We start from the raw sequence: 13385 nt of genomic DNA on the forward strand, positions 1-13385 counted from the left end.
ATTCATTAGAGTTTCTTCAGGCCTTGTGTGCGCAGGTAGCAAATAGTTTAAAGGATATGTGCGGGGGCATTGCCCACATGGCAGACAGGCAAATTGGCATATCTCCCCCCTGAAGAGTTACTGTTGACTTGTGTATGTCTACAGGGCTAAGTTAAAGTCTATGTAATGATTTACAATCAACCATGATAACACTTTTGCCAGAACAAGAGTGAACCCAAGGCGTGCTGAACAGTTACGCCAGTTTTTTTAAACCTGCAAAACCACCCGGACTGCTGCATGGAATTTGAAAGTTTTTTTCCTGTCCTGGCCCTGATAGTGGGGCTTTGCCTGGGCAGCTTCTACAACGTCTGCATCCACCGTTATGTTACCGGCCAGTCCATAGTCCTGCCGGGATCTCACTGCCCGGGATGCGGGCACATCCTGTCCTGGTGGGAAAACATTCCCCTGATCAGTTACGTGCTGCTGCTGGGCAGATGCCGCTCATGCAGACAGGGCATAAGTCCGGTCTACCCTGTCGTGGAAAGCCTGTCGGGAATACTGGCCCTCTTTCTGGCTCTCAAATTCGGCTTCGGCCTGGAGTGGCTGGCTTACATGCTTTTTTTCGGCCTGCTTATTGTGGCTTCCTTTATTGACCTGAAAATATACATACTGCCCGATATCATCACCCTGCCCGGGGCTTTGCTGGCCTTTGGCGCGTCATTTATCCTGCCTGTCTTCTGGCTGGACGCACTGCTGGGGGCGCTTCTGGGCGCGGGACTGTTCTGGAGCCTGCAATGGGCCTACAGGACATTCAAAAAAGTCGAAGGCCTGGGTACCGGAGACATAAAACTCATGCTTATGCTGGGGGCCTTAGTGGGCTGGCAGGGGCTTCCAATCCAGATATTCGCCGCAGCCCTGACCGGACTGGCAGCTTCACTTATATACATGAAAAAGACCCCCGGAGGAGGAATGCAGACCCCCATTCCCTTCGGCCCCTTTCTGGCCCTGGGAGCAGTGATATATATCCTGGCCGGCGAAAATATATGGACCTGGTATCTGGGTGGTTGATAAAGCGCTTTTGGCATTGCCTTTTCAAGACGAAAGAATTATCTCTTGTGCCTGAAACAACAACAAAATCACTGGAGAAAACATGTTCACACAGCCGGAAAAGTCACTGAAAATCTACAAAAAACGCAAAAAACCCCTGGAACAGAAATCATTTCTCCCTAAAGAACTTACCCAGCTTGTAGACTTTATCATAAAAAATCAGCTGGAAGCCGCGGAAAAGGCTTCTCCGGAAAACAATCCCCACACATCGCTTGCATCAAGCCATGAAGTACTCAGCGGCAAGCCGCTTCTACCCAGGGAGGAGTTCCCCCTGGACTTCAAGACGTCCAGAGAACTGGCCCTGAAAATCCTCAAGTTCATGGCTGATTCCAACGAACACCTGGTCCAGTCAATGGAGGTCATCCAGAAAGAGATGGACAGCGACCCGGAATTTCTGGACATGGCCATGAAAAAATACCTTGAAGGCGACGACGACTTCTTTCGCTCCTTTGGAGAAAAAACGCCTTCAGCACCCAGGAGTCTGAACTTCCTGGTCCAGTCCGCGGCCGCCCCTTCCCTGGCGAAAACCGCCGACTCCTTAAGCCTGGCCCTGCCCGCCCAGCAGACTTTTCAGTCAGGGCACTGTCCCGTATGCGGCAGCCTGCCCTATATAGCAGAGTTAAGAGAAAAACAGGGATTTCGCTACCTGCACTGCAGTTTCTGCCACACCGCATACCGTTTCAAAAGAATGGCCTGCCCGTATTGCGCCGTGGAAAAAAGCGACTCCTTTGAATACTTTCATACCAGGGAAATTCCCGGGTTCAGGGTGGATCTCTGCACATCCTGCAATATGTACATTAAGACAATGGACTTCAGGGAAATGGACAAAAAGGCACTGCCCCCGCTGGACGACCTGGAATCACTGCCCCTGGACATCAAGGCCAAGGAAGAGGGATATATCCGCCCCACCCTGTCAGCCTGGGGCTTCTAAGATTTTTGCCTTTTAAAGCGAATGACTGCTCAAGACTTAAGCGCGGTCATCCTTGCAGGCGGAAAAAGCACCCGCCTGGGCAGGGATAAGACCCGGGTCAGGATACAGGGGCAGACCCTGGTCCAGCGCATGGTCTCCCTGGCCCGCAGGTTCTGCCGGAGCACCTGGGTGGTGGGACAGCACCCGCAGCAGGTCGACGCACCCTGGATGCTTGATGAAATTCCGGGCATAGGCCCCATGGGAGGGATAATCACAGCCCTTAAAAGGCTCAGCTCTCCCTGCCTTGTCCTGGCCTGTGACCTGCCTGCCATGCATGAGGACTTGCTTGCCAGGCTTATTGCACACAGAAGCTCCTCTCCCGGCAGACAGTGCATGACCACTTTTATGCAGGAGCAAACCGGTTACATCGAATCCCTGGTGGCCGTTTACGAAACCCGCTGCCTGGACCTGCTCCTTGCCTCTTATGAGAAGGGATGCTACAGGTTGAGCACAGCCGTGCCTCCGGAATACCGCCTGCATATCCCTTACGGGATCCAGGAGGAGCACTTTTTCTTCAATGTAAACTACCCCGGGGACCTGGAAAAGATTCTTTCTGAAGTCAATCCAGGCACTCTGACAGGGTAAAGTGTATGTCATTTATTCAAGCCGCAGGAATTATGGGGGCTGTCTATCTCCTTCTTGCCGGACAACCTGCCTGGGCCGGACAGGGGACAATCTACTACTACCAGGATGAATCCGGTACGCACCATTTCACAGACCTGCCCACTTCGCAGAAATACCGGCCCTTTGCCTTTTTCGGTCGCACCCAGGAGAAGACGCCCGGACAACTGGAGCAAAGCATAGTGACCTACAGCAGGCGTTACCAGGTGGATCCCGATCTTATCCGGGCCATGATCCAGGTGGAGTCCAATTTCGACGCCCGGGCGGTATCTCTGGCCGGAGCCCAGGGTCTGATGCAGATCATGCCCGAGACGCAAAAAGACCTGGGCCTGAAAGACCCCTTTGACGCAGATTCCAATGTGGAGGCCGGCGTCAGGTACTACAGATGGCTTTTAAACCGCTTTCAGGACACCGAGCTTGCCCTGGCTGCATACAATGCCGGCCCGTCCAGGGTGGAAAAATATGGTGGCATCCCTCCTTTTGAGGAAACCGTAAACTATGTTGACAGGGTCCTGGACATTTACAACAACTCCAAACAGGTCCGGTGAAAACCATGTTCAATCTGCCCAACAGCCTGACATTCGCCCGAATTGCCACTGTTCCCATTATAGTAATCCTTCTCTATTTTCCTTCCAGGACTACTGCGGCGGCAGCCATGCTCATCTTTATCATAGCTTCCCTGACCGACCTCTTTGACGGTCTTCTGGCCAGGCGATACAACCAGGTAACCAAAATGGGCAAGTTCCTGGACCCCCTGGCAGACAAAATCCTCATTACAGCAGTACTCATAATGCTGGTGCACAACAGCTGGCTGCATGCCTGGATTGCCATAGTGATAATCACCAGGGAGATAACCGTCACCGGATTAAGAGCCATTGCTGCGGAGCAAAGCATTGTCATATCCGCTGACAGGTACGGCAAACTGAAAACCATTTTCCAGGTTGTAGCCCTTTGTCCTCTGATGCTTCATTACCCCTGGTGGGGTTTTGATCCCACCCTGCTGGGACAGATCCTGATTCACATCGCCATGATCCTGGCGGTTGTTTCCGGGATCAATTATCTGAGGGTGTTTTACGTGCAGGCCTTTCGGTAACCAGAAGTCAGAGGTCAGAAGTCAGGGGTCAGAAGGCAGGAACCAGAAGTCAGAAATAAGAAATAAGAGGACAGAGGTCAGAAGGCAGGGGACAAAAACGTTCAAGATACCAAGGGAGATGACACATGGCTCAGATAGATGCTTTTTTCAAGATGATGCATGAACTTGGGGCTTCGGACCTGCATCTTTCCACGGGTTCTCAGCCCATCATCCGCCTGCACGGCGAACTGCAGCGCATCAAGTACAAGGCCCTGGAAAACGAAGAACTGAAAAAAATGCTCTATGAAATCACCCCGGAAAACAAGGTCAAGGTCTTCGAGGAAACCGGGGATGTGGACTTTTCCTATGAAGTGCCCAACGTGGCCAGATACAGGGTCAATTTCTTCTGGCAGCGACTGGGCGTAGCTGCAGTCTTCCGGGAGATTCCCCAGAAAATCCTGTCCATTGAGGATCTCGGCCTGCCCGGGATCATGAAGCGCCTGGCCATGCTGCCCAAGGGGCTGGTCCTGGTCACCGGACCCACTGGAAGCGGAAAATCCACCACTCTGGCCGCATGCATCGATTACGCCAACAAGACCCGCAAGGATCATATCCTGACCATTGAAGATCCCATAGAATTTGTGCACCAGCCAGAAAACTGCCTGATAAACCAGCGCGAGGTGGGCCGGGATACCCAGAGCTTCAAATCCGCCCTTCGCGGAGCCCTGCGCGAAGACCCGGACATCATCCTGGTAGGGGAACTGCGGGACCTGGAAACCATTGAACTGGCCCTGGAAGCCTCGGAGACAGGCCACCTGGTATTCGGCACCCTGCATACTATTTCCGCTTCCAAGACCATTGACCGCATTATCGAGGTCTTTCCCGGTGAAATGCAGGGGCAGATACGATCCAGCCTGTCCGAATCCCTGCGGGCCATCATCGCCCAGAGCCTGTTCAAGCGCATAGACAAGCCCGGAAGGGTGGCCGCCCTGGAAATTCTCATCGCCACCCCTGCAGTTAGAAACCTCATACGGGAAAACAAAAACTTCCAGATAAATTCCGTCATTGAAACCGGAAAAAAATTCGGCATGCAGACTCTGGACGAATCCATCATGAAACACCTGCAGCAAAGCCGCATCGACCCTGAAGACGCCTACAACAAGGCCGTTAACAAGGCCAAGTTTAAAGATTATCTCAAAGACACCCCCCAGGACTTTACAGAGGTGTAACTATGCTCAAATCGCAGCTGAATCACATCATTGGACAGATACTCTCAAAGCACCCGGACCTGTCGGATATCATCCTCACCGCGGGCAAGCCCATCCAGGTAGAGGTCCACGGGCAGCTGGCCGATGCCCGCATCAGCCCGGATATGGGCAACCTGGTTCCCTTCCAGGTGGAAGCCATGGCTATGGCCATGATGGGAAGCGATCTAAGACTTTACCGGGACCAGGCCCGCACAGGCTCCTGTGATCTGTCCTACGAACTGCCCGGGCAGTCCAGGTTCAGGGTCAACGTGTTCGGGCAGAAGGGTTCTCTGGCCGTGGTCATGCGCAAGCTTGCCATGCATGTCCCCAGCCTGGAGGATCTGGCCCTGCCGCAAATATTTCAGGATATGGCCAGGGAAAAATACGGACTGATCCTGGTCACCGGAGGCACCGGAACCGGTAAATCCACCTCCCTTGCGGCCCTCATCAACGAAATAAACTCCAGGGAAAGCAAGCACATCGTCACCCTGGAAGACCCGGTGGAATTTACCCATCCCCACAAAAAAGGGGTAATCAATCAAAGGGAAATGGGCAGGGACTTCGACAGCTTCGCCTCGGGCCTGCGGGCTGCTCTGCGCCAGGCTCCCAAAGTAATCCTGGTGGGGGAAATAAGAGACCGGGAAACAGTGGGCATTGCCCTGGAAGCAGCCGAAACAGGCCACCTGGTCCTGGGCACCCTGCATACCAGCGATGCCGGCCAGACCGTCAACCGCATCATAGCCATGTTTGAATTAAGCGAAGAACAGCTCATCCGCTCCAGGCTGGCGGACAGCCTTAAATACGTGGTCTCCCAGAGGCTTCTGCCCAGGACTGACGGCGGACGCGTGGCCGCCTTCGAGATCCTGAGCTCCAACCTGCGCATACGCGACGTAATCATGAACGGGGAAACCGAGGAAAAGACCTTTTACAATGTTATTTCCGCAGGAGAGACTTACGGCATGGCCACGTTTGACCAGTACCTCATGCGGCTTTACAAGGAAGGTATAATAGCCGAAGAGACGGCCATGTTAAGCGCCTCGGACAAGTCCCGTCTGAAGCAGATGATAGACAGGGAGAAATCCCTCAAGGGCGAGAAAGTCACGGATATAGACGGTCTGGAACTGGACCTGGACTATGAAAACAGAAACAGGTAAGATGCACATACACCTTTCATGGACCTTCTTGGGCTTCATGGTGGGCATCTCTTGATCTGCGCGTGTGAACAATTAGAAGACAAATATAACACTTATATCGTTACAGATCCTTAGCTGGTACCAACTTTTTTCAATGAGGTTATTAACTCATGAATCAGGATGCAATACCTAACGAAAATGCATCAGTAGAGCCGGACCTGTTCCCCCCCGGCTCCAGGACCTGTTTTATTTTTACTCAGGAAAAAGGGCTTACGGAAAAATTAGTTACCATATTCGAATCCCAGGGGTATTATACAGCCACGGCTGACGATCCGGGACAGGGGGTGGCCAAACTTCGCCTGAACAGGTACGATGTGGCTGTGGTACAGCATAACAGCAGCAATGCCTCCATGTTTGAGGAGATAAATTCATGGCCCGGCAACACCAGGCGGGCCATGAACCTGATCGTTCTGGGCGGTGAAGCGCCCAGCATGCACCAGAGCCAGTCCTTAGTGCTGGGTGCCAACTTTTACCTCAACATCGATGATTCAGACAACCTGGAAGAACTTATTATGCAGTGCCTCAGGGGATACCAGCTTTACTATCACCCTTGGCACAAGGTTTTGGAGGAAATGAATGATTAATGAAAAGACAATACTTCAGGCCAGGCTCAAAAACTGCCTGTTGACCATTGTAGAAATGGAACCCCTGCTGAGCAGGATTTCTGTCCACCATGAACTGAAAAAAGAGTTCAGGCAACTCAAGGAAATTTCCGGTAAAATCGCCGGCCTGGAGCTTTCAGACGCTGAAGTTGAACGTATTGAAAACGCCACGGAAGTATTTTTGAAAGAACTGGAGATCCCCGGGGAATTTCTGCCCCAGGAAAACCACGAAACTCTGCAGTAAGCTCCAGGGCTTCAAATATTTTCGGATATCTTCCAGACCGGCTCCGGATGAAAGAATTACCATGCTCATCAGGCTCATCGTACTTATCCTGCTCGGTGCAAACATAGTCCTGGCCTACCAGCTTTACTGGGGGCCCAGCAGCGTACCGGTCTACCTGGAAAACAAAGAGACTTTTCAGGAACTCAAGCAGGAAAACAAGGCGCTTTTAGATGAAAACAAGCAGCTCAGCAAAGAAATAAAGCACCTGCGCAGCAGAAAGGACTTCATCAAGGAGGCTGTGCGCAAGGAAATGGGATACGTACGCGAAGACGAGGTAATGTACTACTTTTCCGATTAAATGTGCGTGTTTGACTTGTCCGGGGCGGGCTTTTTCCGCAGCAGAAAATCAAAAACCGAAAAAAGGCACAACGGGACAATGCATGAGCCAAGACAGAATTGACTTCTACGAGCAGGTGCTGGAGCTTGAGCCCGGCTCCAAGCTTTTCTACACCCTGGCCAGACTCTACTGCGAACATGACCACCTGGAAAAAGCCCAGGCAGTTCTGGAATCCGGCCTGGAAAAGCACCCCGAGCACATGCAGGCCAGACTTCTCCTGGCATCGGTCATGGAGCGCGCCGGCAATTCAAGTGCCGCCCGGGGGGTTTACCGGGAGATATTCGACAGGGTCCTGGATTCACCGGAATTCTGGTCAGGACTGGCTGCTGCCTTCAAAGAGGAAGGCCGTGATGAGCCAGCCCTTGCTGCTGCTTTTCTGTCCTCGTGGATATCTGATCATTCCCTTACTTGGTCCCGGGTTTTTCAAAACGGCCTGGACCATCTGAAAAAATCCCATGTTCCGGAAACACCCCCTGCTGAGCCAGTCCCTGCCCATCCGCACCCGGAACCTGAACCGGACGAATCAGATCCGGAACCTGACACAGGGCCTGCAAATGACACCAGCCGGGATTTCTCCTTAGAGCCTCTGGACAGCGAGGACACGCAGATACCTGGCGAGGAAGCTGCTCATGAAGCCCCCCTGGAAAGCATGGATACCGTAGAGGAAGATGCGCAGCCCGGAGCATCCCATGAGGATTTCCCCGAGCTTTCCGAACCCCAGAAAGCCCCTGAAGAGGAGCCTGATGCTGTCGAACACGAAATGCATGCCACTACCCAGGCCGGCGAAGATGCGCCTCTTCATGAAGAAGCAAACCAGCACGATGAACTGCAGGAAATCGAGCCGGACAGCATCGCCGGGGAAGAAGAGTTCGACGATCCGGAAGAAGTGGAGGATATAAAATTTGAAGACGATGCCAGGACAAGATCCATGGCTGACCTGCTGGCCGCCCAGGAAGAGTATCAAAAGGCTCTGGACATCTACAGGGAACTCTGGGTTAGAAGTCTGCCCGGCCCGGAACGACTGGAACTGGAAAGCATTATCTCCGGACTGCAACAAACACTGGGCCTGGACCATGATAGCCGGGACCAGTCTCCTGTGACGGCTGAGATGGAAGAACCTTCAGCCCTCAACACCGATCCTGCTGCCCGGCAGCCTGACAACACAGATGAAAAAGAGCCGCAGCAATTTCTTGAAGACCGGGAAAAAAACTTCCTGGAAACTGATCCTGAAGATGCAGGGGAAAAGGAAAAAAGCACAGACAGGGAGGCTTCAGATAAAAAAGAGGTCATGAGTTTTCTTTCCCGCCTTGCTGACAGACTGGATAAAAAATAGGAAAGGGAAGGGATAAGGAAGGGATCTCATACAACCACCCCCGGCCCCTCCTTGGCTAAGGAGGGGAGTTTACGCCGTGCACGTAATTCTATCCAGCGGGGCAGGCTGGGTGTCAGATAAAGTTGCCAACATGTTTGTTTGAAATTTGTGCTGATATCGTATCTCAATTGGGGACAGTCCCGCACCTACTTGGGAATGATTTCATGAAATCGCTGGAACTTGCTGAGAAATCAAGTAGGTGCGGGACAGTCCCCGGAAGTCAGTCATAAGTTTCCCTGCAGCATTAAAATGAATTCTTAATCCCCCAATTCCTGAATTCTTGAATTCCTGAATCCCCCAATCCCTCAATCCCTAAATCCCTGAATCCTATTCCTTCATCTGGCCAAGCTCGCTGCTGACCTCCTGGATCTCCTGCTCCAGCTTTTCCTTTTCTTCTTCAAGGCCTTTTATCATCTCCTTTATCCGGGCCTCCTTGGCGATTATCTTATGCTCCCTGGCCCTTATTTCCGCATGCATCTGGATATACTTGTACCCCAGAAACCAGGAGCAAAAAACCAGCAGCAGCAATGTCCAAAGAATAAAATACATCAGTCTTTCTGCACCTTTTTTTTGGCTTTGCGCAGATCCTCTGGCTGAACAAAACCCAGAAGAACCATGGCGTCTTCCACTGCAAGCCCGGCGTTGTCCCCTTTTTCAAGGTACTGCCTGGCCTTTTCAATGTGCTTGTGTTCAACTATACCTTTATTGAGCAGATACGAAAGGCTCTCCGGGAGCTGATCCTCAGCCCATTCCTGATCATGTTCCTGCTCTTTCTGCCTGGTTTCACTGTTCATGTCCTGAACCTTTTTCCGGTCCTGCAGCTCGCTTCTCAGCCTGTTTTTCTTGAGCTTGAGATCCCCGACCTCTTTTGTCAGTTCGTTATAATGCTTCTGTGTTTCAGCCAGACGCTGTTCCAGAAGCTTGATATTTCTCTTTTTCCAGTCCAGCATGCGGGCATAGGCCAGAGCGGTTCCCACCACCGCCGCCAGAAATATCATCAGGTATATAAGAAGATCCCAAGCATCCATAACTGTCAGCCTTCAGCAGGAAATCCCTTGAAGCAAATCCTGTGCATGTTTAATCTGTCCGTCAAAGCGCAAGGCACTGGACAGGGTTTTTGGTATTGCGTCCTGAGACACATTTATTTATAGAAAAAGGGAAATAATATCAAACCCGGGATTGATTACAGAACCTGGGCGGGCAGGATAAACCTGCAGAAAGTCTGAATGCAGACAGCCATCTCCGACTGGATGCAGCTAACTATTCGATTTTTATATATCATGGCGTCGAAACCCCTGTCCTCTTGTCACACGCCTGACGTGACAAAATGACTTTTTGCAGAGACATCTGGCAGGGTAGACCCTTGATGAATAAACCCTGTGCATGGCCGGGTTCAAGGTATTTCCCGGCATTTTCAATTTCAGGCCAGCATTATATGGCCTTATTTTTTGTTGCTGCTAACCAGATATCTATGCGCCGAGTCAGGCTCCCGGCAACCGCGCAAAAAACCTGGGGAGCATTTCTTGTGATAAACTGCAAAGCTACTTTTTTTATAATGGAGGAAGAATGAATCAGTTCACGTTCCCGGTAATACTCGTCTTGGCCCTGATCCTTCTCACCCCTGGCTGCGGCGGGATAACGGAACTGAGAGACAGGTACTGGCCCACCGGTCCGTCGGAGTACGAGATGAAAGTTTCCGACAAAGACATGGACAGGCTTCAACTGGAGCTTGTCCAGAACATATACCCGGTGGATACTGAATTGTCCATGCTCCTGCGCCGGCTGTCTGTCCAGGACGATTACCCGCCGCTGCAATGGAAGGGAAACCTGGTGCAGGACTTTCCCTGGTTAAACGGCATTGCTGTACTGGACACCGAGAAAAATGTACAGGCCGAGCATCCCCGGGACGGCATCAAACAGCTTGAATATTCCCCGCTGTTTCCCAGGGCCCTGGAGCTGCCCCTGGGCCAGACAATGCTTGCAGTGGAAGACACTCCACTGGGGCCGGAAATACTGCTTGCCAGTGCCGTATACCGGGATTTTGAAATAGAAGGGCTGACAGTGGTTCATTTTGACCCCAGAAGTTTCATAGCCGACAGCGCCGATCCCGATGAAATCGTCATCATCTGCAGGGAAAAGGTGGTCTGGCCGGGACAGTACCAGGACCTGAAGGAAGAGATGAACGAGGTGGAATGGGGAGAGCTCACCAGGAAAAAAATAAGCGGCACAATCGAGGTGGATAACAGCCGGTTTTTCTGGTTTGCCCGGTCTGTGGGCCAGGACTGGCTGATATATCTGCTTAAAGACAAATAAGGGAGGTTGTCATGCGCCAAATTACAGTAACCGAACATCTGCTTGTACACCAAAAGGCCAGCCCCATGGCCACTGGGCGTTTCACCAGGCTGCTAAACGAACTTATCCTTGCCGCCAAAATTATATCCAGGGAGGTGAACAAGGCCGGGCTGGTGAATGTCCTGGGTCTTACCGGGGACACCAATGTCCAGGGAGAGGAAGTCCAGAAGCTGGATGAACTGGCCAACTCCATCCTCATATATCGCATGCAGAGGGCCGGCTTCCTCTGTGCCATGGCTTCCGAGGAAAATGCAGACCTCATAGAAATCCCCTCAAAGTTCGCCCAGGGTGATTATATTCTGCTTTTCGATCCCCTGGACGGTTCCAGCAACATAGACGTAAACGTAAGTATCGGAACCATTTTTTCCATTTTCCGGCGCACCCGCGAGAATGGCCCGGTATACATGGAAGAGGTACTGCAGAAAGGCGAGAACCAGGTGGCTGCAGGGTATTTCATTTACGGCTCCTCCACCATGATGGTCTATACCACGGGCAGCGGAGTGCACGGGTTTACACTGGATCCCAGCGTGGGGGAATTTCTGCTCTCCCACCCCAACATCAAGACCCCGGAACAGGGGAAAGTCTACTCTGTGAATGAAAGCTACTGGGACTACTGGGACAAACCCACCCAGGAATGCGTCAACGCCTTCAAGTCCAGCAACAACAGGCGGGGCAAGCCCTATTCCCTGCGCTACATCGGCTCCCTGGTTTCTGATTTTCACCGCAACCTTTTAAGCGGCGGCATCTTCATGTATCCCAAAGACAACCGCGACCCCAAAAAAACCAGCGGCAAGCTAAGGCTCATGTGCGAAGCCAATCCACTGGCCTACGTGGTGGAACAGGCCGGCGGGGCGGCCAGCGACGGCCAGAGAAGGATACTGGAAATCGACCCCCATGAACTGCACCAGAGAGTGCCCCTGTTCATAGGCTCCAAAAATGACGTGGAGCAGGCTGTAAGCTTTTACAGGGATCAGGATGCTTAGCCTGGGAATAGAGACTTCCTGCGACGAAACCGCCATGGCCCTTGTTGATGAAGGCCGGATACTGCAGGAGGTCATTTTTTCCCAGGTGGACAAGCACTCCATTTTCGGCGGCGTAGTGCCTGAAATGGCCTCCCGGGAGCACCTGCGCAAGCTGCAGCCCCTGTGGCACAGCCTTCTTAAGAAAAGCGAACGCCGGGCCGGGGATGTTGAGCTAATTGCAGTGGCCCGGGGGCCCGGGCTGCTGGGCTGCCTCCTGGTGGGCCTTGGCTTTGCCAAGGGTCTGGCCATGGGCCTTAAAGTACCCCTGGTGGGAGTAAACCACCTGCATGCCCACCTCATGGCCCCGGCGCTGGAACAGGAGATTGAATTCCCGGCCGTGGGCCTGCTGGTTTCCGGGGGGCATACCAGCCTGTATAAAATTGACTCCAGCATCGAATTTGAACTGCTGGGCCGTACACTGGACGACGCAGCCGGAGAGGCCTTTGACAAGACGGCCAGGGCCTTGAACCTGCCGTATCCCGGAGGGGTCTATATTGACCGCTTCGCAAGCTTTGCAGAGCCGGACCCGGATATGTTTCCCAGGCCTTACCTGGACAACGCGAGCCTCGACTTCAGCTTCAGCGGACTCAAAACAGCCCTGGTCAATCACATCCGCAAGCACCCCGGGCTTGTTCAGGAAAATCCCCTGGAAATAACTCCGGACTCCACACCGGACCCGGAACTGGCCAGGGTATGTGCCTCATTCAACCTGGCAGTGGCCGAAACCCTGCAGGCCAAGCTGCAAAGGGCCGTTTCTGCCACTGGGGTACAAAACGTTATTCTGGCCGGGGGGGTTGCAGCCAATTCCATGATCCGTCAAAAAACAATAAAGCTTTGCAGCAGCATGGGCCTGCGTCTTATTCTGCCCGGCCTGAACCTCTGCACGGACAACGCCTCCATGATAGCCTGCTGCGGCGAAATTCTGGCCAGGCACGGCCTGTATCACGACCTGGAACTGGAAGCAGTGCCCAGGGGTAGAAAAATACCCTGGGACTATTGTGGATTGAAAAATTCGGGGATTGAGGAATTCAGGAATTGAGGGATTGAAGGATTCAGGGATTGAGGATTTAATTTCAAACAACTTTACTTGGAAACGTTTGCAATAAGGTATCTGTTTAGCGCTTTGCATGTGGCATGGGGACTGGCTCTTCCGGGACCCACTTGTCCCAAAAAATGAGATGTTTTAAGCACAAAATGATGCTCAAGTGGGTCCCGGAGTGCCTGTCCC

Annotated in this window: 16 protein-coding genes; 14 read left to right on the forward strand and 2 right to left on the reverse strand. The window is 52.6% G+C overall.

The features are described from left to right. Positions 1–276 precede the first annotated feature (276 nt). From D5S03_RS08430 to D5S03_RS08480, 11 genes are all read left to right on the forward strand, one after another. Entirely contained in the window at positions 277–1047 is a 771-nt protein-coding gene (locus D5S03_RS08430; protein ID WP_008871302.1) for a prepilin peptidase, read from the forward strand. Positions 1048–1129: 82 nt separating this feature from the next. Next, a complete protein-coding gene (locus D5S03_RS08435; RefSeq protein ID WP_008871303.1) occupies positions 1130–2017 on the forward strand; it encodes a formate dehydrogenase accessory protein FdhE in 888 nt (295 codons plus the stop codon). Between the two features lie 21 nt (positions 2018–2038). After that, positions 2039–2641: a molybdenum cofactor guanylyltransferase gene (gene mobA, locus D5S03_RS08440; protein ID WP_287043467.1), complete on the forward strand. Its 603-nt coding sequence runs from the start codon at positions 2039–2041 to the stop codon at positions 2639–2641. 5 nt (positions 2642–2646) lie between these two features. Further along, positions 2647–3225, forward strand: coding sequence for a transglycosylase SLT domain-containing protein (locus D5S03_RS08445; RefSeq protein ID WP_008871305.1), 579 nt, complete (start codon positions 2647–2649; stop codon positions 3223–3225). Positions 3226–3230: 5 nt separating this feature from the next. Next, the gene (gene pgsA / locus D5S03_RS08450; RefSeq protein WP_008871306.1) at positions 3231–3770 is read left to right on the forward strand and encodes a CDP-diacylglycerol--glycerol-3-phosphate 3-phosphatidyltransferase; all 540 of its coding nucleotides are present in this window, start codon (positions 3231–3233) and stop codon (positions 3768–3770) included. A gap of 125 nt (positions 3771–3895) precedes the next feature. Continuing rightward, on the forward strand, positions 3896–4978 hold the full coding sequence (locus D5S03_RS08455; protein WP_008871307.1) for a type IV pilus twitching motility protein PilT: 1083 nt from the start codon (positions 3896–3898) through the stop codon (positions 4976–4978). 2 nt (positions 4979–4980) lie between these two features. Then, on the forward strand, positions 4981–6150 hold the full coding sequence (locus tag D5S03_RS08460; protein ID WP_287043470.1) for a type IV pilus twitching motility protein PilT: 1170 nt from the start codon (positions 4981–4983) through the stop codon (positions 6148–6150). Positions 6151–6299: 149 nt separating this feature from the next. Beyond that, positions 6300–6773, forward strand: a complete 474-nt coding sequence (locus D5S03_RS08465) for a response regulator (protein ID WP_287043472.1) — start codon at positions 6300–6302, stop codon at positions 6771–6773. Beyond that, positions 6766–7035: a hypothetical protein gene (locus D5S03_RS08470; RefSeq protein ID WP_287043474.1), complete on the forward strand. Its 270-nt coding sequence runs from the start codon at positions 6766–6768 to the stop codon at positions 7033–7035. The genes D5S03_RS08465 and D5S03_RS08470 overlap by 8 nt, the downstream gene beginning before the upstream one ends. Before the next feature lie 61 nt (positions 7036–7096). Beyond that, on the forward strand, positions 7097–7372 hold the full coding sequence (locus D5S03_RS08475) for an FtsB family cell division protein (RefSeq protein ID WP_287043476.1): 276 nt from the start codon (positions 7097–7099) through the stop codon (positions 7370–7372). 82 nt (positions 7373–7454) lie between these two features. After that, positions 7455–8744, forward strand: coding sequence for a tetratricopeptide repeat protein (locus D5S03_RS08480; protein WP_287043478.1), 1290 nt, complete (start codon positions 7455–7457; stop codon positions 8742–8744). 366 nt (positions 8745–9110) lie between these two features. Here D5S03_RS08480 and D5S03_RS08485 read toward each other — a convergent pair whose 3' ends face one another. After that, positions 9111–9332, reverse strand: a complete 222-nt coding sequence (locus D5S03_RS08485; RefSeq protein WP_287043480.1) for a hypothetical protein — start codon at positions 9330–9332, stop codon at positions 9111–9113. After that, the gene (locus D5S03_RS08490) at positions 9332–9811 is read right to left on the reverse strand and encodes a hypothetical protein (protein ID WP_008871314.1); all 480 of its coding nucleotides are present in this window, start codon (positions 9809–9811) and stop codon (positions 9332–9334) included. The genes D5S03_RS08485 and D5S03_RS08490 overlap by 1 nt, the downstream gene beginning before the upstream one ends. 538 nt (positions 9812–10349) lie before the next feature. Between D5S03_RS08490 and D5S03_RS08495 the strand changes: the two genes are divergently transcribed. From D5S03_RS08495 to tsaD, 3 genes are read left to right on the forward strand one after another with little or no spacing between them, the layout of a single operon-like run. Then, entirely contained in the window at positions 10350–11096 is a 747-nt protein-coding gene (locus tag D5S03_RS08495) for a hypothetical protein (protein WP_287043483.1), read from the forward strand. Positions 11097–11107: 11 nt separating this feature from the next. Then, the gene (fbp, locus tag D5S03_RS08500; protein WP_008871316.1) at positions 11108–12118 is read left to right on the forward strand and encodes a class 1 fructose-bisphosphatase; all 1011 of its coding nucleotides are present in this window, start codon (positions 11108–11110) and stop codon (positions 12116–12118) included. After that, the gene (tsaD, locus tag D5S03_RS08505) at positions 12111–13196 is read left to right on the forward strand and encodes a tRNA (adenosine(37)-N6)-threonylcarbamoyltransferase complex transferase subunit TsaD (RefSeq protein ID WP_287043484.1); all 1086 of its coding nucleotides are present in this window, start codon (positions 12111–12113) and stop codon (positions 13194–13196) included. The genes fbp and tsaD overlap by 8 nt, the downstream gene beginning before the upstream one ends. Positions 13197–13385 lie beyond the last annotated feature (189 nt).

The organism is Desulfonatronospira sp. MSAO_Bac3 (assembly GCF_003838035.1).
In the GTDB taxonomy this organism is placed as follows: Bacteria; Desulfobacterota; Desulfovibrionia; order Desulfovibrionales; family Desulfonatronovibrionaceae; genus Desulfonatronospira; species Desulfonatronospira thiodismutans.

Bases quoted from the DNA above. Each gene is read 5' to 3' on its own strand.
- D5S03_RS08430 (WP_008871302.1), top strand. From the start codon at position 277: ATGGAATTTGAAAGTTTTTTTCCTGTCCTGGCCCTGATAGTGGGGCTT.
- D5S03_RS08435 (WP_008871303.1), top strand. From the start codon at position 1,130: ATGTTCACACAGCCGGAAAAGTCACTGAAAATCTACAAAAAACGCAAA.
- mobA (WP_287043467.1), top strand. From the start codon at position 2,039: ATGACTGCTCAAGACTTAAGCGCGGTCATCCTTGCAGGCGGAAAAAGC.
- D5S03_RS08445 (WP_008871305.1), top strand. From the start codon at position 2,647: ATGTCATTTATTCAAGCCGCAGGAATTATGGGGGCTGTCTATCTCCTT.
- pgsA (WP_008871306.1), top strand. From the start codon at position 3,231: ATGTTCAATCTGCCCAACAGCCTGACATTCGCCCGAATTGCCACTGTT.
- D5S03_RS08455 (WP_008871307.1), top strand. From the start codon at position 3,896: ATGGCTCAGATAGATGCTTTTTTCAAGATGATGCATGAACTTGGGGCT.
- D5S03_RS08460 (WP_287043470.1), top strand. From the start codon at position 4,981: ATGCTCAAATCGCAGCTGAATCACATCATTGGACAGATACTCTCAAAG.
- D5S03_RS08465 (WP_287043472.1), top strand. From the start codon at position 6,300: ATGAATCAGGATGCAATACCTAACGAAAATGCATCAGTAGAGCCGGAC.
- D5S03_RS08470 (WP_287043474.1), top strand. From the start codon at position 6,766: ATGATTAATGAAAAGACAATACTTCAGGCCAGGCTCAAAAACTGCCTG.
- D5S03_RS08475 (WP_287043476.1), top strand. From the start codon at position 7,097: ATGCTCATCAGGCTCATCGTACTTATCCTGCTCGGTGCAAACATAGTC.
- D5S03_RS08480 (WP_287043478.1), top strand. From the start codon at position 7,455: ATGAGCCAAGACAGAATTGACTTCTACGAGCAGGTGCTGGAGCTTGAG.
- D5S03_RS08485 (WP_287043480.1), bottom strand. From the start codon at position 9,332: ATGTATTTTATTCTTTGGACATTGCTGCTGCTGGTTTTTTGCTCCTGG.
- D5S03_RS08490 (WP_008871314.1), bottom strand. From the start codon at position 9,811: ATGGATGCTTGGGATCTTCTTATATACCTGATGATATTTCTGGCGGCG.
- D5S03_RS08495 (WP_287043483.1), top strand. From the start codon at position 10,350: ATGAATCAGTTCACGTTCCCGGTAATACTCGTCTTGGCCCTGATCCTT.
- fbp (WP_008871316.1), top strand. From the start codon at position 11,108: ATGCGCCAAATTACAGTAACCGAACATCTGCTTGTACACCAAAAGGCC.
- tsaD (WP_287043484.1), top strand. From the start codon at position 12,111: ATGCTTAGCCTGGGAATAGAGACTTCCTGCGACGAAACCGCCATGGCC.